24 protein-coding genes and 2 tRNA genes are annotated in these 22,986 nt (G+C 68.4%); 15 read left to right on the top strand and 11 right to left on the bottom strand.

Annotation, left to right across the window (positions count from 1 at the left end; all coding sequences use genetic code 11):
- Positions 1-19: 19 nt before the first annotated feature.
- Both H0X90_RS13790 and H0X90_RS13785 read left to right on the top strand, forming a co-directional pair.
- Positions 20-295: a hypothetical protein gene (locus tag H0X90_RS13790; RefSeq protein WP_006476519.1), complete on the top strand. Its 276-nt coding sequence runs from the start codon at positions 20-22 to the stop codon at positions 293-295.
- Positions 292-777 (top strand): GNAT family N-acetyltransferase, encoded by a 486-nt coding sequence (locus H0X90_RS13785; RefSeq protein WP_006496519.1) that lies wholly within the window; start codon positions 292-294, stop codon positions 775-777. Before H0X90_RS13790 ends, H0X90_RS13785 begins: the two co-directional genes overlap by 4 nt.
- Positions 778-867: 90 nt before the next feature.
- Here the strand turns inward: H0X90_RS13785 and rmuC are convergent, their stop codons facing one another.
- The 5 genes from rmuC to pncB form a co-directional block, all read right to left on the bottom strand.
- Positions 868-2,343 (bottom strand): DNA recombination protein RmuC, encoded by a 1,476-nt coding sequence (gene rmuC, locus H0X90_RS13780; protein WP_006486198.1) that lies wholly within the window; start codon positions 2,341-2,343, stop codon positions 868-870.
- Positions 2,340-3,335, bottom strand: a complete 996-nt coding sequence (locus H0X90_RS13775; RefSeq protein WP_306172193.1) for a D-glycerate dehydrogenase — start codon at positions 3,333-3,335, stop codon at positions 2,340-2,342. Before H0X90_RS13775 ends, rmuC begins: the two co-directional genes overlap by 4 nt.
- Positions 3,336-3,410: 75 nt before the next feature.
- Complete coding sequence (locus tag H0X90_RS13770; protein WP_077190876.1) at positions 3,411-4,841, bottom strand: sodium:proton antiporter; 1,431 nt, start codon at positions 4,839-4,841, stop codon at positions 3,411-3,413.
- A 43-nt stretch (positions 4,842-4,884) separates the two neighbouring features.
- On the bottom strand, positions 4,885-5,547 hold the full coding sequence (locus tag H0X90_RS13765) for a lactate utilization protein C (RefSeq protein WP_077190878.1): 663 nt from the start codon (positions 5,545-5,547) through the stop codon (positions 4,885-4,887).
- Between the two features lie 87 nt (positions 5,548-5,634).
- Positions 5,635-6,834, bottom strand: coding sequence for a nicotinate phosphoribosyltransferase (gene pncB / locus H0X90_RS13760; RefSeq protein WP_006486197.1), 1,200 nt, complete (start codon positions 6,832-6,834; stop codon positions 5,635-5,637).
- A gap of 290 nt (positions 6,835-7,124) precedes the next feature.
- Between pncB and fdxA the strand changes: the two genes are divergently transcribed.
- The 8 genes from fdxA to H0X90_RS13720 all read left to right on the top strand — a co-directional run bounded on the left by fdxA (position 7,125) and on the right by H0X90_RS13720 (position 11,485).
- Positions 7,125-7,448, top strand: a complete 324-nt coding sequence (fdxA, locus tag H0X90_RS13755) for a ferredoxin FdxA (protein ID WP_006496521.1) — start codon at positions 7,125-7,127, stop codon at positions 7,446-7,448.
- A gap of 101 nt (positions 7,449-7,549) precedes the next feature.
- Positions 7,550-7,625: transfer RNA gene (locus H0X90_RS13750), tRNA-Asn, on the top strand.
- Between the two features lie 72 nt (positions 7,626-7,697).
- Positions 7,698-7,773, top strand: a tRNA-Asn gene (locus tag H0X90_RS13745).
- A 127-nt stretch (positions 7,774-7,900) separates the two neighbouring features.
- The gene (locus tag H0X90_RS13740) at positions 7,901-8,386 is read left to right on the top strand and encodes a CreA family protein (protein WP_059721530.1); all 486 of its coding nucleotides are present in this window, start codon (positions 7,901-7,903) and stop codon (positions 8,384-8,386) included.
- A gap of 20 nt (positions 8,387-8,406) precedes the next feature.
- Positions 8,407-9,312 carry an AraC family transcriptional regulator gene (locus tag H0X90_RS13735; RefSeq protein WP_059721531.1) on the top strand — a complete coding sequence of 302 codons (906 nt, stop codon included), beginning with the start codon at positions 8,407-8,409 and terminating at the stop codon, positions 9,310-9,312.
- A gap of 127 nt (positions 9,313-9,439) precedes the next feature.
- Positions 9,440-10,207, top strand: a complete 768-nt coding sequence (locus H0X90_RS13730; protein ID WP_006496522.1) for an AzlC family ABC transporter permease — start codon at positions 9,440-9,442, stop codon at positions 10,205-10,207.
- The gene (locus H0X90_RS13725; protein ID WP_006486204.1) at positions 10,204-10,542 is read left to right on the top strand and encodes an AzlD domain-containing protein; all 339 of its coding nucleotides are present in this window, start codon (positions 10,204-10,206) and stop codon (positions 10,540-10,542) included. Before H0X90_RS13730 ends, H0X90_RS13725 begins: the two co-directional genes overlap by 4 nt.
- Before the next feature lie 160 nt (positions 10,543-10,702).
- Complete coding sequence (locus H0X90_RS13720) at positions 10,703-11,485, top strand: DUF4088 family protein (RefSeq protein ID WP_077190879.1); 783 nt, start codon at positions 10,703-10,705, stop codon at positions 11,483-11,485.
- A gap of 135 nt (positions 11,486-11,620) precedes the next feature.
- Here H0X90_RS13720 and H0X90_RS13715 read toward each other — a convergent pair whose 3' ends face one another.
- A complete protein-coding gene (locus H0X90_RS13715; protein WP_006486212.1) occupies positions 11,621-12,022 on the bottom strand; it encodes a hypothetical protein in 402 nt (133 codons plus the stop codon).
- 264 nt (positions 12,023-12,286) lie between these two features.
- On the opposite strand from H0X90_RS13715, the gene H0X90_RS13710 reads away from it, so the two are divergent.
- The 3 genes from H0X90_RS13710 (at position 12,287) to fumC (ending at position 15,619) form a co-directional block, all read left to right on the top strand.
- Complete coding sequence (locus H0X90_RS13710; protein ID WP_006486208.1) at positions 12,287-12,505, top strand: RNA-binding S4 domain-containing protein; 219 nt, start codon at positions 12,287-12,289, stop codon at positions 12,503-12,505.
- 136 nt (positions 12,506-12,641) lie between these two features.
- Positions 12,642-14,030: a multidrug efflux MATE transporter NorM gene (gene norM, locus H0X90_RS13705; protein ID WP_006496523.1), complete on the top strand. Its 1,389-nt coding sequence runs from the start codon at positions 12,642-12,644 to the stop codon at positions 14,028-14,030.
- A gap of 194 nt (positions 14,031-14,224) precedes the next feature.
- Positions 14,225-15,619: a class II fumarate hydratase gene (gene fumC / locus H0X90_RS13700; RefSeq protein ID WP_077190881.1), complete on the top strand. Its 1,395-nt coding sequence runs from the start codon at positions 14,225-14,227 to the stop codon at positions 15,617-15,619.
- Between the two features lie 46 nt (positions 15,620-15,665).
- Here the strand turns inward: fumC and H0X90_RS13695 are convergent, their stop codons facing one another.
- Positions 15,666-16,178: an acyl-CoA thioesterase gene (locus H0X90_RS13695; RefSeq protein WP_006493265.1), complete on the bottom strand. Its 513-nt coding sequence runs from the start codon at positions 16,176-16,178 to the stop codon at positions 15,666-15,668.
- Positions 16,179-16,307: 129 nt separating this feature from the next.
- On the bottom strand, positions 16,308-16,448 hold the full coding sequence (locus H0X90_RS13690; protein ID WP_006486199.1) for a hypothetical protein: 141 nt from the start codon (positions 16,446-16,448) through the stop codon (positions 16,308-16,310).
- A gap of 186 nt (positions 16,449-16,634) precedes the next feature.
- Here H0X90_RS13690 and H0X90_RS13685 point away from each other — a divergent pair, with 186 nt between their 5' ends.
- Together H0X90_RS13685 and H0X90_RS13680 are read left to right on the top strand one after the other, a co-directional pair.
- Positions 16,635-17,342, top strand: coding sequence for a helix-turn-helix transcriptional regulator (locus H0X90_RS13685; RefSeq protein ID WP_048985197.1), 708 nt, complete (start codon positions 16,635-16,637; stop codon positions 17,340-17,342).
- Between the two features lie 150 nt (positions 17,343-17,492).
- Positions 17,493-20,063, top strand: coding sequence for a DUF6600 domain-containing protein (locus tag H0X90_RS13680; RefSeq protein ID WP_227739762.1), 2,571 nt, complete (start codon positions 17,493-17,495; stop codon positions 20,061-20,063).
- Between the two features lie 99 nt (positions 20,064-20,162).
- Here H0X90_RS13680 and H0X90_RS13675 read toward each other — a convergent pair whose 3' ends face one another.
- From H0X90_RS13675 to H0X90_RS36030, 3 genes are all read right to left on the bottom strand, one after another.
- The gene (locus H0X90_RS13675; RefSeq protein WP_006486933.1) at positions 20,163-21,134 is read right to left on the bottom strand and encodes a thymidylate synthase; all 972 of its coding nucleotides are present in this window, start codon (positions 21,132-21,134) and stop codon (positions 20,163-20,165) included.
- 41 nt (positions 21,135-21,175) lie between these two features.
- Entirely contained in the window at positions 21,176-22,573 is a 1,398-nt protein-coding gene (locus H0X90_RS13670) for a sigma-54 dependent transcriptional regulator (protein WP_077190882.1), read from the bottom strand.
- Positions 22,574-22,738: 165 nt separating this feature from the next.
- A complete protein-coding gene (locus tag H0X90_RS36030; RefSeq protein WP_256097531.1) occupies positions 22,739-22,873 on the bottom strand; it encodes a hypothetical protein in 135 nt (44 codons plus the stop codon).
- Positions 22,874-22,986 lie beyond the last annotated feature (113 nt).

Here is a 22,986-nt window from a genome sequence, read left to right as displayed (position 1 = left end):
CTACGGGGGCAATCCGCACATGAAGAAACAAATCTCGTCGATCGCCGCGGGACAGACCGCGAAGGCGCTGATTCTCGTCTACCTGACGTTCAGCGTGCCGATCGTGCTGCTCGGCATTCTCGTCGCGTACATCCGCTACGGGATGGTCGAACTGAGCACGATCCTGAGCGCGCTGCTGCTGAACGCGATCCTCGGTTTCGTGCTGCTGTGGATTGCGTGCCACGCGTACAACTGGGTAGCGTCGCGCTTCGGCGGCATCGAAATCGTGCTGTCCGATCCGCCGGAGGAAGCGTGAGCGGCACGCCGCTGATCCGCGCGGCCGCCCCGCGCGACGTCGGCGCGATCCTCGCGCTGATGCGCGAGCTGGCCGAGTTCGAGAAGCTCACGGATCTGTTCGTCGCGACCGAAGCCGATCTCGCCGACGCGCTGTTCGGCGAGCACCCCGCGGCCGAAGCGCTGGTGGCCGAGCGTGACGGCGCGATCGTCGCGTACGCGCTGTTCTTCCACAACTATTCGACGTTCCTCGGCCGCCGCGGACTCTATCTCGAGGATCTGTACGTGCAGCCGTCGCAGCGCGGTACGGGCCTCGGCACCGCGATGCTGCGTCATCTCGCGGCACTCGCCGTCGAGCGCCGTTGCGCGCGCTTCGAGTGGTCGGTCCTCGACTGGAACCAGCCGGCAATCGATTTCTACGAGAAGATGGGCGCGACCGTGCTGCCGGAGTGGCGCATCGTACGCGTGACGGGTGGCGCGCTGGACACGCTCGCCGCGCATTGAGCGCCGGCCGGCCACGCCAGCGATCGCTGCAAAGGAAAACGGGCGCCGCGGCGCCCGTTTTTTCTGTCCGGCGGCTGCCGGCAACGCGTGTCATGCATCGTCCGCATCGGCGCCTTCGGCCCCTTCCGCGCCGAGCAGCCCGGCCGCCGTATCGCCCGGCAACGCCTCGACCTGCTTGAGCTTGCGGTTCATCACGCGCGTGCGCTGCTCGGCCGCCTCGATCGAACGCGTGACCGTTTCGAGCTGCGACTTCGTGCGCGCGAGCACGTCGCCGAACTTGCCGAACTCGGTCTTGACCGCGCCGAGCACCTGCCACACCTCGCTCGAGCGCTGCTCGATCGCGAGCGTGCGGAACCCCATCTGCAGGCTGTTCAGCAGCGCGGTGAGCGTGGTCGGCCCGGCGACCGTCACGCGATAGTCGCGTTGCAGCAGGTCGGTCAGCCCCGGCCGACGCAGGATCTCCGCATAGAGCCCCTCGGTCGGCAGGAACAGCAGCGCGAAATCGGTCGTGTGCGGCGGCGCGACGTACTTCTCGGCGATCGTGCGCGCTTCCATCCGCACCCGCGCCTCGAGCGCACGCGCCGCCTCCTCGACCGCCACCGCATCGGCGCGCTCCTGCGCGTCGATCAACCGCTCGTAGTCTTCGCGCGGAAATTTCGCGTCGATCGGTAGCCACACCGGCGGCGCGTCGCGCGTGCCGGCATCGCGGCCCGGCAGCCGGATCGCGAATTCGACGCGCTCGGTACTCTTCGGCACCGTCGCGACGTTCTTCGCGTACTGCTCGGGTGTGAGCATCTGTTCGAGCAGCGCTTCGAGCTGCACCTCGCCCCAGGTGCCGCGCGTCTTCACGTTGGTCAACACCTTCTTCAGGTCGCCGACGCCGGCCGCGAGGGTCTGCATCTCGCCGAGCCCGCGATGCACCTGCTCGAGCCGGTCCGACACGAGCTTGAACGATTCGCCGAGCCGCTGCTCGAGCGTCGCGTGCAGTTTCTCGTCGACGGTGCGGCGCATCTCCTCGAGCTTCGCCGCGTTGTTCGTCTCGATTTCCTTCAGCCGCTGTTCGAGCGTCGCACGCACTTCACCGATCCGGCGATCGTTCGCCTCGGTCAGTTGCGTGAGCTGCCGGTGCAACGTGTCGCCGAACAGCCGCAGCGCGCCCGTCTGCTCCTCGCGCGCCTGCTGGGCCTGGCGCTGCACGCTCTCGCGCATCGCGTCGAACTGCTGCGCGTTGCCGGCGACGAGCTTGCCGAGCTGCTGCGCGAACCCCTCGATCTGGTTGTTCTGCACGGTCGCCACGCTCGTCAGTTGCGCGGCGAGCGTCTGCTGCAACTGCGCGAAGCTGCCGGCCAGCTCGGTACGCGAGCCGCGCGCATTTTCGACGATCTCGCCGCGCAGTTCGCGCTCGAGCCGCTCGACCGCGCGCGCCTGCGCATGCGCGGCGTCCTCGATCTGGTCGCCGAGCACGGCCGCATCGTCGTGGCGGCCGCCGCGCACGAGCGCGACGATCGCCACCGCGAGCGCGACAGCCAGCACGACGACCGCCGCAAGCAACAACGTCATCGTCATGCGCGCGGCTTCCCGATCACGTCAGGGTTGATCGGATTCGGCGGCCGCCCCGCCCGCGGCCCCTCGCCCAGCGCGGCGATCAGGTTGTCGGCGGCGAGATCCGCCATCGCGCGGCGGGTCTTTTCGGTGGCGCTTGCGATATGCGGCGTCAGCACGACGTTCGGCACCTCGAGCAGCGCCGGATGCACGCTCGGCTCGCCCTCGTACACGTCGAGGCCGGCCGCGGCGATCGTCCCGTCGCGCAGTGCGACGGCCAGCGCCGCATCGTCGACGATCCCGCCGCGCGCGATGTTGGTCAGCGTCGCCGTCGGCTTCATCTTCGCGAGCTCGGCCGCGCCGATCGTGTGATGGTTCTCTTTCGTGTACGGCAGCACGAGCACGACATGATCGGCGCGCGCGAGCAGCGCATCCTTCGACACGTATTCGGCATTCAGCTCGGCTTCGATCTCGGGCGCGACCCGCGACCGGTTGTGGTAGATCACCTGCATCCCGAAGCCGCGCGCGCGGCGCGCGAGCGCCTGGCCGATGCGACCCATCCCGATCACGCCGAGCGTCGAGCCATGGATGTCGGCGCCGAGAAAGCCGTCGTACGCCCACTTCTGCCAGTGGCCGGCGCGCAGCCAGTGTTCGGATTCGGCGATCCGGCGCGCGGCGGCCATCATCAGCGCCCAGCCGAAATCGGCGGTCGATTCGTTCAGCACGTCGGGCGTATTGGTGCCGAGCACGTTCGCCGCGTTGAATGCGGCCATGTCGAAGTTGTTGTAGCCGACCGCCATGTTCGCCACGACGCGCAGACGCGGCGCCGCCGCGAGCGTGGCCGCGCCGACCGGGTCGCCGGCCGTCAGCGCGCCGTCCTTGTCGGCCAGACGCGCGGCGAGCGCGTCGGGCGCGAGCGCGTCGCCGTCGTTCCAGTCGACTTCGAAATACTGCTTGAGCCGTTCGATCACGTCCGGAAAGATCGGACGCGCGACCAGGATCTTCTGCATCGCCATCTCCGCATGCCGCGGACGGATGGCGGCGCACCATGCGCCGCCGGGACCGCCCGCTCGGGGTTGAAAATCGTCAGCTTACGCCGTGAAGAAAAGCCACGACGTCAGCAGGAATACCGGTATCAGCACGACGAGCGCCCAGCCGAGGTACGCGAAGAAGCTCGGCATCTTCACGCCGCGCGATTCGGCGATCGCCTTCACCATGAAGTTCGGCGCGTTGCCGATGTAGCTGTTCGCGCCCATGAACACCGCGCCGGCGGAAATCGCGGCGAGTGTCGACGCGCCGGTCGTCATCAGCGTCTGCGCATCGCCGCCCGCGAGGTTGAAGAACACGAGATAGGTCGGCGCGTTGTCGAGGAACGACGACAGGATGCCGGTCGCCCAGAAGTACATCGCGTCGATCGGCTTGCCGTCGGGCCCCGTGACGAGATGGACGATCTGCGCGAACGCGCCATCCGCGCCGGCGCGCAGGATCACGATCACCGGCGCGATCGTCACGAAGATGCCCGCGAACAGCTTCGCGACTTCCTCGATCGGCGCCCAGTTGAACGCGTTGCCCTCGCGCGCGGAACGCGGCGTCAGCGCGAGCGACACGAGCGTCACGACCACGAGCGCGACGTCGCGCACGAGATTCTGCAGCGCGACGTGCGTGCCCCACACGTCGAACGAGATGCCCGGCTTCCACACGCCGCTCATCAGCACGAGCGCGATCACGGTCGCCAGCAGCACGAAGTTGACCTTGCCGTCGATCGACAGCGCCGCACCGTCGGGCGTCGGATCGAGCGCGGCCGGCCGCTCCTCGCCGCCCTTCCGGTAGAAGTACGTATCGAGCGCGAAGAACAGCGTCAGCAGCACCACGCAGATGAACAGCATCGGCAGCGCGAGATGCGTGGTCGTCCAGAAGAAGCTCACGCCGTTCAGGAAGCCGAGGAACAGCGGCGGATCGCCGAGCGGCGACAGCGAGCCGCCCGCGTTCGCGACGAGGAAGATGAAGAAGATCACGACGTGCACGACATGCTTGCGGTTGTCGTTGGCGCGCAGGAGCGGCCGGATCAGCAGCATCGCGGCGCCCGTCGTGCCCATCACGCTCGCGAGCAGCGTACCGAGCGCGAGGATCGCGGTATTCAGTTTCGGCGACCCATGCAGGTTACCGTTCACGCAGATGCCGCCCGCGACCGTATAGAGCGCGGTGAGCAGCACGATGAACGGAATGTATTCCTCGAGCAGCGCATGCACGAGCGTGCCGAACGCGGTGCCGATGCCGAACGCGACCGCGAACGGTGCGAGGAACACGATCGCCCAGCCGGCGGCGATCTTGCCGAAGTGGTGATGCCAGAACACGGGGGCGACGAGCGGGAACAGCGCGATGGACAGCAGGATCCCGGCGAACGGGATGCCCCAGAGCGCGGACAGCGTGGCACCGTCGAGCGTGGCGGCCGATGCAAGCGCGGGAGCGGCGCCAAGCGCGATTCCCGACGCCATGCCCGCCCAGGCGGCATGTCGTTTCATGCAGAACTTCCTTGTTCGAGTAGGGGTGAATGCAGCGGGCGCGTCATGCGCCCCGTACGACGATCGCGTGCACGCGGTACGGGCCGTGTGCGCCCAGGATGATCGTTTGTTCGATGTCGCCCGTGCGCGACGGGCCGGACACGAAATTGACCGCGCGCGGCAGCTCGCCGCGCTCCGCGCGAATCAGCGCGAACGCGTCTTCATGACCGGCGACGATGCGCGATGCCGGCACGATCGCGATGTGGGTTTCCGGCAGCAGGCCGGCCGATGCGTAAGTGTCGGGGCCGGACAGCAATACCAGCGACCCCGTTTCGGCGGTCGCGCAAAAGCAGCCGGTCAGGCCGACCAGATCGCCGTCGCGTGGCTTGCGGCAGTCGACCGACAGGCCCGCGCCGGCCCAGTCGAGATCGGCGAGCGTGCGCCAAGCGATGGCCTGCGTCGGCAGGCCGTGAGCGGCAAGATAGCGGGCGGCGGCGGCAGGCACGTCGGCCAGCGTCGCGACTTCGTCGACCGTGGTCGACAGGCGCGCCGCTTCGTCGACGAAAGCGGCGACGAGGTCGGCCGGCGCCGGCGGGCGCGGCCCCTCCGGATGACGGGCGAGATAGTCGGCGACGCCGTCGCGCTCCGCTGCATCGGGTTCGGCCGCGCGCCCCTGCGCCGCGCGAATGCGCGCGAGGATCTGGCGACGGGCAGCGGAAGTGTCCATGAACGGTCCTCGTGACGGTGGCGGGCAATACGTCGGATTATACCGACCGCCCCTGCCGCGACGCACCTTCGGCCGAACGGCCGGCGCCTACTTCGACGCGTCTTCCTCGACCGGCTGCGCGATGCCGAACACCTGCCGCAGGTACGCGAGATACGCCTTGTCGTCGCACATGCTCTTGCCCGGCGAATCGGACAGCTTCGCGACCGGCTGCCCGTTGCAGCGAACCATCTTGATCACGATCTGCAGCGGCACGTAGCCGAGATCGTTGGTGAGGTTGGTGCCGACGCCGAACGCGAGCTTGCAGCGGCCGCGGAACCGTTCGTACAGCTGCATGACCTTCGGAATGTCGAGCGCGTCCGAGAACACCAGCACCTTGGTGCGCGGGTCGCACCGGTTCGCTTCGTAGTGGCGCAGCATCCGCTCGCCCCACTCGAACGGATCGCCCGAATCGTGTCGCGCGCCGTCGAACAGCTTGCAGAAGTACATGTCGAAGTCGTTCAGGAACGCGTCCATGCCGTAGACGTCCGACAGCGCGATCCCGAGGTCGCCGCGATATTCCTTCGCCCACATCTCGAAGCCGTAGATCTGCGAATCGCGCAGCCGCGGGCCGAGCGCCTGGCACGCCTGCAGATACTCGTGCGCCATCGTGCCGAGCGGCGTGATGTCGTGCTTCATCGCGTACAGCACGTTGCTCGTGCCCGCGAACTGCGGGCCGAGCCCGTCGCGCAGCGTGAGCGCGACTTCCTCGTGCCAGACCTTCGAGAAGCGCCGGCGCGTGCCGTAATCGGCGATCTTGCAGTCGGCGAACTCAGGCTTCGCGCCGAGCAGCTTGATCTTCTCGCGCAGCCGTTCGCGGCCTTCGCGATAGTCGGGCTCGCGCTGCGTGTTGCGGAAATAGACTTCGTTGACGATCGCGAGCACCGGGATCTCGAACAGGATCGTATGCAGCCACGGCCCCTCGATCACGATGTCGATCTCGCCGTTGCCCTTCGGCGACGGCGTGACCGAGATGTACTTCTCGTTCAGGTGGAACAGCGCGAGGAAATCGACGAAGTCGCTCTTGATGAAGCGCATCCGCCGCAGGTAATCGAGTTCGACGTCGGAAAAGCGCAGCGAGCACAGGCCGCGCACCTCGTCGCGAATCTCGTCGATGTACGGCACGAGATCGACGCCGGGCGTACGGCACCGGAAGCGGTATTCGACGTTTGCAGCGGGAAAGTGATGCAGGACGACCTGCATCATCGTGAACTTGTAGAGATCCGTGTCCAGCAGCGAAGTGATGATCATGATGACGGCACCGCCAATATCATGACCGGGCCCCGGCGCACCGCGCGCCGCCCGGTCTGTCGATCATGTTACCCGAATGCGGGCCGGACCATCGTGAAACCGCCCTCGCCGCCGGGCCGCGTCGCGCCGCCGCCGGGTGCGCGGGTATCCGCGTTGCGCACGCCATAAACTAATCACGAAACGATATAAGCCGGATAGCCGACCACGTCATGCGGGTTTTGCGCTTCAGTTACAATGCCGCTTTTGGCGCAAACGCCACCCCATATATACCGCCAAGCAGGAGCGTTTTAATGACTCACGTTGTGACCGAAGGCTGCATCAAGTGCAAATACACGGATTGCGTGGATGTGTGCCCGGTGGATTGCTTCCGTGAAGGTCCCAACTTTCTCGCCATCGATCCGGACGAGTGCATCGACTGCGCCGTGTGCGTCGCCGAATGCCCGACCAATGCGATCTATGCCGAAGAAGACGTTCCGACCGACCAGCAGCAGTTCACCGAGCTGAATGCCGAGCTGGCGAAGAATTGGCCGTCGATCACGAAGACCAAGCCGGCGCCGGCCGACGCGGACGAGTGGAAGGACGTGCAGGAGAAGCTGCACCTGCTCGAGCGCTGATCGCGCGGCGGCCGCAAAAATTTCATGCGGCGCGGCTCCAAGGTGTTGACAGGTTAGCGAACACTCCATACAATCTCGTTTCTCTGCTGTTGCTTGTTTGTTCCCCGATAGCTCAGTCGGTAGAGCGCCGGACTGTTAATCCGTAGGTCCCTGGTTCGAGCCCAGGTCGGGGAGCCAAAAACGCAAAGGCCCGTTGAAAGTGGACGGGTTTTTTGTTGGAACACACAACACGCAGATGTACCGATTTATTCCCCGATAGCTCAGTCGGTAGAGCGCCGGACTGTTAATCCGTAGGTCCCTGGTTCGAGCCCAGGTCGGGGAGCCAAACAGCGAAAGGCCCGTCATTCGACGGGCCTTTTGTTTTTCCGGCCGCCGTTCCCTCTTCCCGCTTTTCGTGGTCCGGTCATGCGCATGCTAGAGTTTCTGTCCCGCATTCGCATCCGGTTCCGTCGATGAAGCATCGCCTCTTCCGTTTCGCCCCCGTCGCCCTCCTGCTCTCCGCCGTCGCCGCCGCACCGTTCGCGCACGCGGAGGAAGTCGGCAGCGTCAATACCCATTTCCGCGTCACGGGCTCCGATCGCGTGGTCGTCGAGGCCTATGACGATCCGGTCGTGAATGGCGTGACCTGCTACGTGTCGCGCGCCCGCACCGGCGGGATCAAGGGCACGCTCGGCGTCGCCGAGGATCCGAGCGAAGCGTCGATCGCGTGCCGGCAGGTCGGCCCGATCAGCTTCAAGGAACCGCTCAAGCAGCAGACCGACGTGTTCAGCGAACGCATGTCGTTCATCTTCAAGACGCTGCACGTCGTGCGCGTGATCGACAAGAAGCGCAACACGATCGTCTACCTGACCTACAGCGACCGTATCGTCAGCGGCAGCCCGAAGAACGCCGTGACCGCGGTGCCGATGCCCGCCGGCACGACGATTCCGGTCAAGTAAGCCCGCTCCCGCGCCCGATCATGTCCGCCGCCCGCCTCCCCGATTCCGCACGCTACTGGCGCACGCCGCTCGTGCCGGACGCGGATCTGCTCACGGCCACCTATCGCGATCACGCGTTCGCGCCCCACTGGCACGACGCGTACACGATCCCCGTGATTCTCGAAGGCGCGGAACGCTTCACCTATCGCGGCACCGGCTACGTCGCCGAAACGGGCACCGTGCCCGTGATCAATCCCGGTGAAGTGCACACGGGCTCGCGTGCCGCCGACGAGGGCTGGTGCTATCGCGTCAGCTACATGCCGGTCGAATTCATCCGCGAACTCGCGAGTACGATCGCGGGCCGCCCGCAGGATGCGCCGTGGTTTGCCCCCGACGTGATCCGCGACGCCGATCTCGCGGCCCGGCTCACGCTCGCGCACCGGATGCTGGAAGCCGGCAGCGAGCGCGCGCTGTCGTCGCAGGCCGATGCGGCCGGACAGCCGGCCGGCGATCCGGCCACCGGCGCGCCGCGCATCTACGATCCGCTCGCCGCCGAAACCGCGATGCTCGACGCGCTGTCGACGCTGATCGTGCGCCACGCCGACGTACGGCCGCGACCCGCGCCGCTCGCGGCCGACGAGCCGCGCGTCGACGCGATGCGCGAGCGGCTCGCCGCCGACCTGATGTCCACGGTGACGCTCGACGAGGTCGCGCAGGCGGCCGGCCTGTCGCCGTTTCACGCGGCGCGCCTGTTCACGCGTACGACCGGAATGCCGCCGCATGCATGGCGCAACCAGTTGCGGCTGCAGCGTGCGCTGGCACCGCTGCGCGCCGGCGTGCCGGTCGCCGATGTCGCGGCGGCCAGCGGCTTCGTCGACCAGAGCCACTTCACGCGGCATTTCAAACGGATGTTCGGCGTGCCGCCCGGGCGCTGGCAGGCAAGCTGACGCGCGGCTTCCCGCCGTCGTCGGCCGCACGGCCGCCCGCGCCGGCCGGCACGCGGGCGCCGGCCCCGTTCCGGCGGGCGCAAGAACATACAAGCCGGCCCGCCACCGGCCCGCTATCCTCCCGCTCATGGAGGAGCGCTTCTTGAACAAGACACCCGCATCGCCCCCGCGCCGCCCGCTCAACGAATGGCTCGACGGCGCGCGCGACACGATTCCGATGATGATCGGCGCCGCACCGTTCGGCGTGATTTTCGGCACGCTCGTCGGCGGCGGCCCGCTCGCCGCCTGGCACGGCGCGCTGATGTCGCTCGCCGTGTTCGCGGGCTCCGCGCAGTTCATCGCGCTCGGCCTGATCGCCGGTAGCGCGAGTTTCGTCGTCGTGCTCGCCACGACACTGATCGTGAACCTGCGCCACCTGCTGTACAGCGCGACCCTCGCGCCCTATGTCGCGCACCTGCCGCTGCGCTGGCGCGCGACGCTCGGCGCGTTGATGACCGACGAGGTGTTCGCGGTCGCGTACGGGCACTACCGGCACTATCCGCCCGGCACGATCGGCCCCCACTACTTTTTCGGCTCCGGGCTCGCGATGTACCTGAACTGGCAGGTCTGGACGCTCGCGGGCATCGGCTTCGGCGCGGCATTCCCGGGCCTGCAGTCGCTCGGCCTCGATTTCGCGATGGCGGCGACCTTCATCGCGATCGTCGTCCCGCAGCTCGGCACGCTGCGCTATTTCGCGGCGGCCGCCACGGCCGGCACGCTCGCGTACTTCTGGCAGGGCTGGCCGTACAAGCTCGGGCTGCTCGGCGCGGTCGCCGTCGGCGTCGCGATCGGCGTCCTGCTCACGCTGCTGCACGATCGCACGCGCGCCGGCTCGCGCTCGGAGGCCGCATCGTGAGCTACGCGCTGTTGATCCTCGGCATGGCCGTCATCACGTATGCGATCCGCTCGACGTTGTTCCTGTTCGGCGAGCGGCTGACGTTCCCGCCGCTCGTGCGGACCGCGCTCGGCTTCGTGCCGGTCACCGTGCTGACCGCGATCATCGTGCCGATGACCGTTTCCCCGCACGGCGGCACGGCCGAGCTGACCTGGCGCAATCCGCAACTCGTCGGCGCGCTCGCCGCCGTGCTGGTATCGGCCACGACCCGCCGCCCGCTCGTGACGATCGCCGCCGGACTCGTGGTGTTCTTCCTGTGGCAAGGGGTCGTCCTCCCGCACTGGCTGCCCGCCTGAGCGCTCGCTCGATCGCGCCCGCTCAAGTTTCCGCCCGGTGCGCCGATATAGGAGATGAAGACCCGCCACCGGCCTCGGCGCGCACCGGTCAGTCGACGCTGCGCCCGCCCCGGTGCGCCGTGCCGGCGCCGGCCTGCGCGGGCCGCCATCGAGACGATTCATGGGCCAGATCACCCTTTCCCTCAAGGACGACACGCTCGAGTCCCTGCGCAAGGACTACGATGCGTTCGTTCGCGTGTCGCTGAAACTCGACCCGCAATTCGCGACGCCGTCGTTCGAGGATTTCCTGCGCGCCAAGCTGCTCGACAACATGGTGCCGCTGACCGAGCACGCCGTGCAGCGGATGCTGCAGGGCGGCCAGTACGCATGGGCGAAGCGCACGCTCGACAAGGAATTCCCGGACGTCGTCGCGATCCTGATGCGGCAAGCCGGCGAATTCGGCTTCGGCTTCGCGTCGCGCTCCGAGTGGACGCCCGACGAACTCGCGAAGGCCTGCCGCGACTGGGCGAAGGCGATCGTCGCCGAAGCGCAGGGCGACGCGTCGCTGATCGATCCGCTCGCGGCGCAGATCAAGGGCGCGGCGCAGGACATCCAGACGCTCGAGGAATCGATGCAGACGCCGGCGTGGCGGCTCGCGGAATCGCTGCGGCAACGGATCTACGAAGCCAAGCTCGCGTGCGAGATGAGCGTCGGCAGCACCGCGCGCGACAAGCTCGGCGAACTGCGCGGGCTGCTGCGGCTCGGGCTCGCGCACGGCTCGTTCCAGAAGCAGGAAGCCCAGCAGATCATGGAATACCTGCGGCTGCTGAAGCCGGAGATCTTCGTCGAGGAACCGTACGACGTCTTCGCGCGGCTCGCCGCGTGGCTGCGCAGCGTGTTCACACCGGCCGCCGTGCGGCCGGCCCAGGGGCAGGGACAAGGGCAAGGCCCGCGCCGGCCGTGACGGCTCGCCCGTCCCGCTGAACCTTTTACCTCATGAAAAAGGCCCGGCTCGCGTCAAGCGAACCGGGCCGCCGGACGATCGCCGGTCGCGACGCACCGCCCGAAGGCGAGCGTCGCGACAAGCGCCGGGCATCGCTTACTGCGTGGCGCCCTGGGCCGATGCACCGCCCTGCGCGCCGACTGATGCGCCGCCCTCGGTCGCCTCATCGGCCTTCGCCTTGGCCGAACCGGCATGGCTCTTGGCCGACTTCGCCGCATGCTTCGTGTGCTTCTTGGTCGAATGGACGGCCGACGACGTCGTATCCTTCGCGCCATCGGCTGCCGCGCCGACCGCATCGGTCGCAGCACCCGTCGCATTGCCCGACGCGTTCGCGCCGGCCCCGCCCTGCGCGCCTGCACCGACACCGGCCGCCGGCGTCTGCGCCTGCACGCCGGCACCGGCTGCGCCTTGCGCCGTCGTGCCCGTCTGGGCGAATGCGGCCGAAGTGGCGAACGCCGTCAGCGCGGCACCGATCAGCATCGTACGAATCTTGGACATGGCAATTCTCCTCAAGAAGTTGTCCGCCCGGGCCGCCGTTGCGGTCCGTCGCGTCCCCGCCGCAACACGCAGCAGGTACGACAGAAGACCGGCGGCCCGCGCGGCCGGTTCGCCAATCTCTCAGACTGTTACCCACCGTTTCATTTGCTGACGAATCGCTCACAGTCCTTTACATCCGCCGGCAGCCGGCCGCGCTCGCGTGCCGGCCCGCGGTGCCGTATGATGCGGGGCGTTTCCTCCCGCGCGTCGCGCACCTTCCTCGTCATGCCCAATCTGGATTTCACGCTGACCGGCGAATACGTCGAGCTGCACAACCTTCTCAAGATCACCGGCCTCGCGGACAGCGGCGGCACCGCGAAGCTGATCGTCGCGTCCGGCGCCGTGAAAGTCGACGGCGCGGTCGAGCTGCGCAAAACCTGCAAGATCCGCGCGGGCCAGGTCGTGCTGCTCGGCGACACGCGCATCGCGGTGCGCGAGGCCTAGCCCCGCCGCGTTCCCCCTGCCTGCGACATGGCCATCGATGCACGCGTTCGACACGGTACGAATAAAGCCGTAAGCTAACCGTCTCTCAAAATAAATACATATAGCGCGGGCCCGCACCCGCGCGAGCGCCCATTCCATGTCGCATTCCGGTTTCACGCGGACGGCCGCCGCGCCGCCGTCCCTGTCCAGTCATGCCGCCGATACCGCGCGCCTCGCCGCGCCGCTCGCGATCGCGCAACTTTCCCAGATGGCGATGAGCGTCACCGACACGGTGCTGCTCGGCTCGCTCGGCCCCGATTCGCTCGCGGCGGGCGGGCTCGGCGCGAACTTCTTCTTCGTGATCGTGACGATCCTGCAAGGGGTGCTGTCGTCGGTCAGCGTGAGCGTCGCGCATGCGCGCGGCGCGCAGGCCGAGGACCGCGTGCCGCACATCTACTGGACGGGCTTCGCGCTGTCCGTGCTGCTCGCGATTCCGGCGATCGTCGCGCTGTCGCTCGCCGAGCCGATCCTGCTGATGTTCCACGAGCCGCCGCTGCTCGCGCATCACGTCGGCGAATACACGGGCATCCTGCGCTACGCGGCGCTCGGCAGCCTGATCGGCGTCGGGCTGATGCGCGCGTTCCTGCCGGCGATCGGCGCCGCGCGGCGGCTCTTGTGGGTGTCGATCGGCGGCGTCGGCGTCAACGGCGTGCTGAACTACGGGCTGATCCACGGCGCATTCGGGTTGCCGCGCCTCGGTTTTCTCGGTTCGGCCGTCGCGACGACGATCACGATCTGGCTCACCGCGCTCGCGCTGATCTGGCTGCTGCACGGCCGGCAGCGCTTCCGCCATTTCGTGACCGCGGCGCGCCCGAAGCTGCCCGTGATGGGCGAGCTGATCGGCATCGGCTGGCCGGTCGCGATCACGTACGGGGTCGAATCGACGCTGTTCCTCGCCACCGGCCTCACGGTCGGCGTGCTGGGCGCGACGTCGCTCGCCGCGCACCAGATCGCGCTGAACGTCGCGTCGGTATCGTTCATGGTGCCGCTCGCGATCGGCCAGGCGGCCAACGTGCGCGTCGGCTACTGGGTCGGCGCGGGCTCGCCCGTCGCCGCGCGGCACGCGGGTTTCGTCGCGCTCGCGCTCGGCGTCGGCTTCATGTCGCTGTCGGGCCTCGTGATGATCGTCGCGCCGCACACGATCGTCGGCCTGTACCTGCACCTCGACGACCCGGCCAACGCGGCCACGGTGTCGCTCGCCGCGTCACTGCTCGGCATCGCCGCGGTGTTCCAGATCGTCGACGGGATGCAGACCGTGGCGTCGGGTGCGCTGCGCGGCCTGAAGGACACGCGCATCCCGATGCTCGCCGCGACCTTCGGCTACTGGGGCATCGGCTTCCCGACCGGCTACTGGTTCGCGTTCCACGCGGGCCTGGGCGCGCGCGGCCTGTGGTGGGGGCTCGCGGCCGGGCTCGCGAGCGTCGCCGCGCTGATGGCCTGGCGCTTTCACCGCAAGACCCTCTCGCTCATCGCGACGGCGCGCTAGGGCCGGTTCCCGCTCGTCGCGGGCTTGCGCCGGCCCCAGGCGCGACACGACGCAAAATCGCGGCCGGCGCTATGCTTGTCGGTTGAACACCTCGAGACGCCGCGCCAGCGGCGCGACTGCCTCACGATACGTCTGATTACGCCTGACGCCGCGCGACGACGCGCGGCCTTTCCCCTTTCCAGGAGGAGTGCATCATGAATGAAGCAGTTCGGATGGAACGCGACACGTTCGGCGAGATCGCCGTGCCGGCCGATCGGCTCTGGGGCGCGCAGACCGAGCGCTCGCTGCAGAATTTCCGGATCTCGACGGAGAAGCAGTCGCCCGAGCTGATCCACGCGCTCGCGATCGTCAAGCGCGCCGCGGCGGCCGTCAACCAGTCGCTCGGCGTGCTCGCCGACGACAAGGCGCACGCGATCATCGCAGCCGCCGACGAGATCATCGCCGGCAAGCATCCGCGCGAATTCCCGCTCGCAGTGTGGCAGACGGGCTCCGGCACGCAGACCAACATGAACCTCAACGAGGTGATCGCGAACCGTGCGAGCGAACTGATGGGCGGCGAGCGCGGCGAAGCGCGCAAGGTGCATCCGAACGACGACGTGAACCGCGGCCAGTCGTCGAACGACGTGTTCCCGACCGCGATGCACGTGGCGGCCGCGTATGCGATCGTCAATCACCTGCTGCCGGCGCTGCGCACGCTGCGCGCGACGCTCGACGCGAAGTCGAAGGCGTTCGCCGACATCGTGAAGATCGGCCGCACGCACCTGCAGGACGCCACGCCGCTCACGCTCGGCCAGGAATTCTCCGGCTATGTCGCGCAGCTCGACCAGGGCATCCGTCACGTCGAATCGGCGCTGCCGCATCTGTACGAGCTCGCGCTCGGCGGCACCGCGGTCGGCACGGGGCTGAACGCGCACCCGGAATTCGCGGTGCGCGTGGCCGACGAGATCGGCCGGCTCACGAAGCTGCCGTTCGTGACGGCGCCGAGCAAGTTCGAGGTGATGGCGGCCGCCGATGCGCTGGTCTTCGCGCACGGCGCGCTGAAGACGGTCGCAGCCAGCCTGATGAAGATCGCGAACGACGTGCGCTGGCTCGCGAGCGGGCCGCGCTGCGGGCTCGGCGAGCTGTTGATTCCGGAAAACGAGCCGGGTAGCTCGATCATGCCGGGCAAGGTGAACCCGACGCAGTCGGAAGCGGTGACGATGCTGTGCTGCCAGGTGTTCGGCAACGATGTCGCGGTCAACGTCGGCGGCGCGAGCGGCAATTTCGAGCTGAACGTGTTCCGGCCGATGATCGCGCACAACGTGCTGCAATCGGTGCGCCTGCTCGCCGACGGCGCGCAGAGCTTCAACGATCACTGCGCGGTGGGCATCGAGCCGAACCGCTCGCGGATCGACCTGTTGCTGAACGAATCACTGATGCTCGTGACGGCGCTCAATCCGCACATCGGCTACGACAAGTCCGCGCAGATCGCGAAGAAGGCGCACAAGGAAGGCACGACACTGAAGGCGGCCGCGCTCGCGCTCGGCTACCTGACCGAGGCGGAATTCGATGCCTGGGTGCGCCCCGAGCAGATGATCGGGACGCGGTAACGGCAGGACGGCGGGCGCGGCGCGACGAGCGCGGCGCCCACGGCACTCAGACGGTGCCCTTCGCGACTTCTTCCGGCTTCATCTCGACGATCTTGTCGAGCGCGGCCCGCACGTCGGCCGCATATTTCGCGAGCACGCGCTGCTCGTCGGTTTCGGGCACGAACGGCGGCACCGGCACCGGGTTGCCGTTCTCGTCGACCGCGACGAACACGACGAGGCAATCGGTCGTCTGGCGCAGCACGCCGCCCTTCGGATCGCCGGCGTGCACCGACACGTGGATGTGCATGCTGGTACGCCCCGTCGCGACGACGCGCGCCTTCAGCTCGACCAGATTGCCGACCAGGATCGGACGCTGGAAACGGATGTTGCCGACGCTGACCGTCACGCAATAGCGGCTCGACCAGACGGCCGCGCACGCATACGCGACCTCGTCGATCCACTTCATCAGCGCGCCGCCATGCACCTTGCCGCCGAAGTTCACGGACGAAGGCTCGGCGAGGAAGCGGAATACGGTTTCGGTGCGGTCGAGGGCGGCCGGCACGGGGGACGGTTGGGACATTGTTCTGGCTCCAGGCGACAGGGGCGCTGTGATCGGCCATTATACGTTGCACTGCGGCAACGCGTCGCGGCAAGCCCCGCGTGGCGGGGCTGCGGCGGTCATGCCGACGCGCGCGGGGAGCGCCGCCGGTCAGCGGCGCACCGTGATGCCCTGGTCGATCGTCCCGTACATCTCGATACTGCCGCCGCGCTCGCCGGTCGCGCCCGCGCCGCCCTGCGCACACGCCGCGCATACGAGCGCGGCGGTCAACACACAGAAAATCGTCTTCATCGTTGCATCGCGTCACATGCGGCGGCCCGCTGCCGCCGCGTCCGGCCATTCTACGCGTGCCCTGCAACCGGCCGCAGCCCGTCCCCGCAGGGGCGTCGCGGCCGCATCCGACATTTCATCCGGAAGCGAAACATCGAATGCGCGCACCGACTACACTGCCTTCATCCCGCTCGACGAGGTACGACGATGACCGATCAAGACGACCACCATTTTCCGGGCCTGAGCCGCATCGGCGCACTGATCGCCGATCCCGGCCGCGCCGCGATGCTGTGGGTGCTGATGGACGGCAGCGCGCGGCCGGCCGGCGAACTGACGATGATCGCGGGACTGTCGCCGTCCGCGGCCAGCGCGCACCTCGCCCGCCTGACCGAGGGCGGCCTGCTGGCGCTCGACGTGCGCGGCCGGCATCGCTACTACCGCATCGCGTCGGCCGACATCGCGGCCTCGCTCGAAGCGCTGGCGAACGTCGCCCGCGCGGCCGCGCCGCACCGTCCGGTTCCGCCGCCGTCGCGCGCGGTCCCGGCCGAACTGCGCTACGCCCGCACCTGCTACGACCACATGGCAGGCGAGCTCGCGGTGCGCATCTTCGACGGCCTCACCGCGCGCGGCTGGCTGCTCGCGAACGGCGACGCGATCGAGACCACCGAGCTCGGCACGCAGGCGCTCGGGCGATGGGGCATCGACGTCGCGCAACAGCGCGCGCGCCGGCGCCGCTTCGCGTGCGGTTGCCTCGACTGGAGCGAGCGGCGCTCGCATCTCGGCGGCGCGCTCGGCGCGGCGCTGCTCGAAAGCTTCTGCGCACACGGCTGGATCGAGCGCGCTGCCCGGCCGCGCGTGCTGCGCGTCACGGCGCCCGGCCGGCAGGTTTTCGATGCGTGGCTTACGTCCGCTTGACGCCGGCATTGCAGCCGCACGACAACGGCGCGCGATGGACAGGTTTTGTTACATCGCATGCCATTCGACTTACAAAACACCGTGCCTTGAAACAGGCCAAGCGGATATTGTGAACTCGACGGCACGAATCGACGCGCCGCGATCACGACAATGACGCTCACCATGGCCACCCTGTTCACGCTCAAGCGCACCGCCCGCTACACGCTGCTCGCGTTCGTCGCGCTTGCGGCGCTGCCGCCCGCCTTCGCGCAATCGGCCGATGCGCCGCCGAATATGGCCGCGGCACGGCAACCGGGCGGCGATCCGCCCGGCCGCGTCGCGCGGCTCAATTACCTGTCGGGCGCCGTGACGACCGAACCGGCCGGCACCGATGCGTGGTCGTATGCGGCGGTGAACCGGCCGCTGACGACCGGCGACCAGCTCTGGAACGATGCCGGCGCGCGCTCGGAACTGCACATCGGCTCGACCGCGGTGCGGCTCGGCGAGTCGACGAGCCTGGCGGTGCTGAATCTCGACGACACGACGACGCAGTTGAAAGTGGGCCTCGGCACCGTGTCGACGCACGTGCGCGATTTGCCGGCCGGCGGATCGTATGAAATCGACACGCCGAACCTCGCGCTCGGCATCACGGGCCCCGGCGACTATCGCGTCGATGTGGCGCCGAACGGCGCGAGCACGACGGTGACGGTGCGCAGCGGCAGCGCGACGGCCTACGGCAGCAACGGGCAGTACCCGCTGTCGCCCGGGCAGCAGGTCGTGTTCACCGGCACCGACCTGCAGGTCGCGCAACAATCGGCCGCACCGGGCCCCGATGCGCTCGACCAGTGGGCGGCCAGCCGCGACGCGGCCGAAGCGCGCTCGGTGTCGGCCCGCTACGTGTCCCGCGACATCCCCGGCTACCAGGATCTCGATGCGAACGGCACGTGGCGCGAAACGCCGAACTACGGCGCGGTCTGGGTGCCGAACGACACGCCGGCCGACTGGGCGCCGTATCACGACGGCCACTGGATCTGGCAGGCGCCGTGGGGCTGGACCTGGGTCGACGACGCGCCGTGGGGCTTCGCGCCGTATCACTACGGCCGCTGGGCGTACGTGGACGACAGCTGGGCCTGGGTGCCCGGCCCGATGGTCGTCAGCCAGCCGCCCGTCTATGCGCCGGCGCTCGTCGCCTTCGTGGGCGGCGGCGGTGGCGGCGGTTCCGACTGGAATGTGGCGCTGACGGTCGGCGGCGTCGCCGCGGCCGGCTGCGCATGGTTCGCGCTCGGCCCGGGCGAGCCGTGGCATCCGGGCTGGGGCGGCTGGAGCCCGCACTACTACGAGCGCGTCAACCGCAACATCGTGGTGAACAACGTCAACGTGAACAAGACCGTGAACGTGACGAACATCACCAATATCACCAACATCAACAAGACGTACGTGAATTTCCGCGCGCCGCACGCGATCACGGCCGTACCGGCCTCCGCGTTCGTGCACGGCCAGCCGGTCGCGCACTTCTCGCAGCACGTCGATCCGCAGCAATGGCGCAACGCGCATGTCACGCCGGGCACGCCCGGCATCGCACCGGTGCGCCAGAGCTTCACCGGCGGATTGCGCAATGCCAGCTACCGTCCGCCGGCGGCGATCGCGCAGCACCCGTACGTCGCGACCCGCAATCCGGCCGTGCCGGCCGCATATCGCGACCAGGCCGCCGCCCACCTCGCGCAGCAAGGCGGGCGCGTACCGGGCGCCGGCGCACCGGTCGTGAAGACCAACGTGCCGGCCGACTATACGGCTCGTCCGGTCCGCGTGCCGGGCAAGCCGGGCGGCGGCGCCTGGGCGATGCACAACGTGCAGCTCGTGAATCCGCACGGCCCCGTCGTGCAGCCGGCCCGCGCGCCGCGCGAAGGCCAGCCGGCCGGCGTGCAGGCCGGACAGCCGGAGGCGCCGACGCCGGGCATGCCGAATGTCGCACGGCCTGCAAACGGCGAAATCCCGAACGCATCGCGTTTCGCCAATGGCGGCACGCCGCAGGCATCCGGCAACCCGATCCCGCATCAGGCATTCGCGACCGGCAACGGCGTCCCGCATCCGCCGGAAGCGAACAACGCTCGGTCGGGCATCGGTCAGGCGCGGGCAGCCGACGCGCCGTCATCGCCCACGTGGATGCAGCCGCACACGCCGATGGAACGTCAGCGCCCTGCTCCGCCCACCGCGCTGCACGCGGCCGGCCAGAACGCGCTGCCGCCCGTGCGCAGCGCCGCGGTGCCGCACCCGGACGGCTTGCCGGCCCCGCAGGGCATCCAGCCCGGCGGCCGCAACGAAGCGCCGCGCGCGCTGCCGCAACCGCAGCCCGACCATACCGCGCAGATTCCGCAGCCGCGTCCGCGCCCCGATTTCCCGACGCCGGCCCGGCATGCGCAGCCGCAGCCGCAACCGGAACGGGCCGCCCCCGCGCCGCAGCCGCGCCCGGACTTCGCTCAACCGGCGCCCCATCGCGAAGTCGCGCCGCCGCGCGTGAACGAGTACCGTCCGCCGGCGCCCGCCGTGCACGACGTGCCGCGCCCGCAGCCGCAGGCGCCGCGGATGGAGCCGCGCCCGCAACCGGCGCCCCGCATGGAGCCGCGTCCGGCGATGCCCGCTCCGCGGATGGAACCGCGGCCGCAGCCGGCGCCGCACGTCGAGGCGCCGCGCCCGAGCAACCCGCCGCCGCAAGGCGGCCACGAGGAGCGGCATCGCCAGTAAGTGCAGCAAACCTGAAACAAAAAGGCTCGACCGGTATCAGCCGGTCGAGCCTTTTTGCAGGGTGCGGAGCGATGGACCCGCGCGGCCCCGGCCGCGCGATCAGACCGCCATCGGCGCGGTCAGCGGCTCATGGTGCCGATAGCCGACGAGCGAGAAATCGGACGGCTCGACCTGCTCCAGCCATTCCGGCGCATAGACGCCCGTCTTCGCGTAGTCGGGCACGCGCTCGGCAATTTCCAGCCGCGGGCTTTCGTACGGCTCGCGGGTGAGTTGCTGCTGCAGCATGTCGAGCTGGTTCTCGTAGATGTGGGCGTCGCCGATGAAATACGTGAACCAGCGCGGCGTGTAGCCCGTCAGCCGGCCGACGAGCGACAGCAGCGCGGCCCCTTCCGTCAGGTTGAACGGCGTGCCGAGGCCGACGTCGTTGCTGCGGATGTACAGGCACAGCGAGATCTCTCGCTTCGTCGCGTTCGGCAGGAACTGGTACAGCAGATGGCACGCGGGCAGCGCGATCTGGTCGAGCACGGCCGGATTCCATGCGTGAAACAGGATGCGGCGATCGGACGGGTTCTCCATGATCGTGTCCAGGCACTGGCGCAACTGATCGATCGCCTTGTACAGCAGCACCTTCGGCGCGCCGTCTTCGTCGAAACGCGTGACGATCCGGAAGCCGCGGCGGGTCGCATCGGCGATCTGCGCGTCCGCGCCGGCATCCAGCACCTTGTAGCCCGGCCACTGGCGCCATTGCACGCCGTAGACGTCGCCGAGATCGTCCACGCCCTGGCGATACGGGTTCGCGAGCCACTGTGCGTTCTCGTTCGCGTTCGCATCCCACACCTTGCAGCCGAGCGCACGGAAATCGGCCGCGCTGCGCGACGCGCGCAGGAAGCCGACCAGTTCGCCGATCGCGGACTTGAACGCGAGCTTCTTGGTCGTCACGGCCGGGAAGCCTTGCTGCAGGTCGAAGCGCAGCATCGCGCCCGGCATGCTGATGGTGCGGATTCCCGTGCGGTTCTCCTGCCAGCTGCCGGTATCGAGAATGGTACGAACGAGATCGAGATACTGTTTCATGCGGGTTCCTTCGGCCGCGAGGGCGGCCGTACCCGCCAATTTTAACAAGCGTGACGCGGAAGCTCCGGCAACGGCGCCGAAAACCCTCCGAGCGGGTCGCCGCGATCGCGCATCCCGTGTGCGCACATCAGCCGGTAGAGCGTGACGCGCGATACGCCGAGTTCGCGCGCGGCATCCGCGAAACGGCCGCGATGGCGCAGCAGCGCCTGCTCGATCGCCTGCCGTTCGGCCGCCTCGCGCGCCTCCAGCAGCGACACCGGCGCAAGCGCCGCATAGTCGTTCAGTTCGAGATCGGCCGACGTGATCATCCGGCCTTCCGACATCACGATCGCGCGGCGCACGCGGTTGATCAGCTCGCGCACGTTGCCCGGCCACGAATAGCCGTACAGCGACGCGACCGCATCCGGGGAAAAGCCGCGCAGACGGCGATGCGCATCGCCCTTGAAGCGCTCGAGCATGTGGCGCGCGAGCACCTCGATGTCCTTGCCGCGCGCGCGCAGCGGCGGCTCCTCGATCTTCAGCACGCACAACCGATGAAACAGGTCCTCGCGGAAGCGCCCTTCGCGCAGCGCCGCTTCCATGTCCACGTGCGTCGCGCAGATCACGCGCACATCGACCGGCACCGACACGTGCGCGCCGAGCCGCTCGATCTTGCCTTCCTGCAGGAAGCGCAACAGGCTCGCCTGGCTTTCGAGCGGCAGATCGCCGATCTCGTCGAGAAACAGCGTGCCGCCGTTGGCGGCCTCGACGCGGCCGATCTTGCGCTGGTTCGCACCGGTGAACGCGCCGCGTTCATAGCCGAACAGTTCGGCCTGCAGCAGCGTCGACGGTATCGCGCCGCAATTGATCGCAATGAACGGCGCCTGCGCGCGCGACGAACGCTCGTGAATCGCGACCGCCGTCAGCTCCTTGCCCGTACCCGATTCGCCGGAGATGAATACCGGTGCGTCGGTCGCCGCGACGCGGCGGATCGTCCTGAAGAGCCCGAGCATCGCATCGCAGGTGCCGACCATCTCGCCTTCGCTGCGTCCGGCGCCGACGGGCGGCGCAACGGGATCGGTCAGGGCGACCATGCCGTGCGCATGACCGACCGTCTCGACGATCCGCGCCGTTTCGTACGGCATCGTCACGTAGTCGAAGCAATAGTCGCGAATGAGGTGGCGCAGCGTCGCGTCCTGCAACTGGCCGCGCCGCGTCGCCGCGATCCAGCCGATGTGCTGGATGCTCAGGCAGGATTCGAGTTCACGCAGATCCGACGGCTTGAAGCCCGGCGAGAAATCGAGCAGGCCGGCGGTTGCGACGCCATGCTGCACGACGCGCCGCACATCGCGCACGGTCTCGGCCAGATCGACGCGCCAGCCGCATTCGTCGAAATGGCCGCGCAACGCGTCGTTCGGTTCGCGCGAATAGTAGATCACGTGCCGCTGATCGGCTCCCATATGCTCACCCCGTTCATCAACCGTCTAACGATTGCCGCACACGTCAAGGTCACGTGCAAAAGGATCGAATCGGGTCAGCCCAAGGTGGCTCGATTCGCCATGCCGATGCGCGGCAACGACACAGCCTCGCATGATGGCGCTTATCTCGCGTCCAGTTATTTTTGATCAAGACTGCTTGGTTATAGGCACCGAATACGACAAAGCCGTTTCAGTGCCGATGGCGATGCGGCCGAATCGCTCAGGAGGTCGATGCAGATCAATCATCTGCACATAGCCCATGCGCAGGAAGGGTTTCGTCATCAACACACGCGCCGATTTTCATCCTTGAAGCGTATCGATTGAATCAGCAGTATTCCCGAGCCCCCTCGTTTCAGGCCTGAAACATTTTCAGGCGTTTTTGGCCACAATTGGCA

The organism is Burkholderia sp. 9775_39 (assembly GCF_015712225.1).
Classification (GTDB): Bacteria; Pseudomonadota; Gammaproteobacteria; order Burkholderiales; family Burkholderiaceae; genus Burkholderia; species Burkholderia cenocepacia.
The sequence above is the reverse complement of the archived record's forward strand: the minus strand, read 5'-3'. Positions and strand labels throughout refer to the sequence as shown.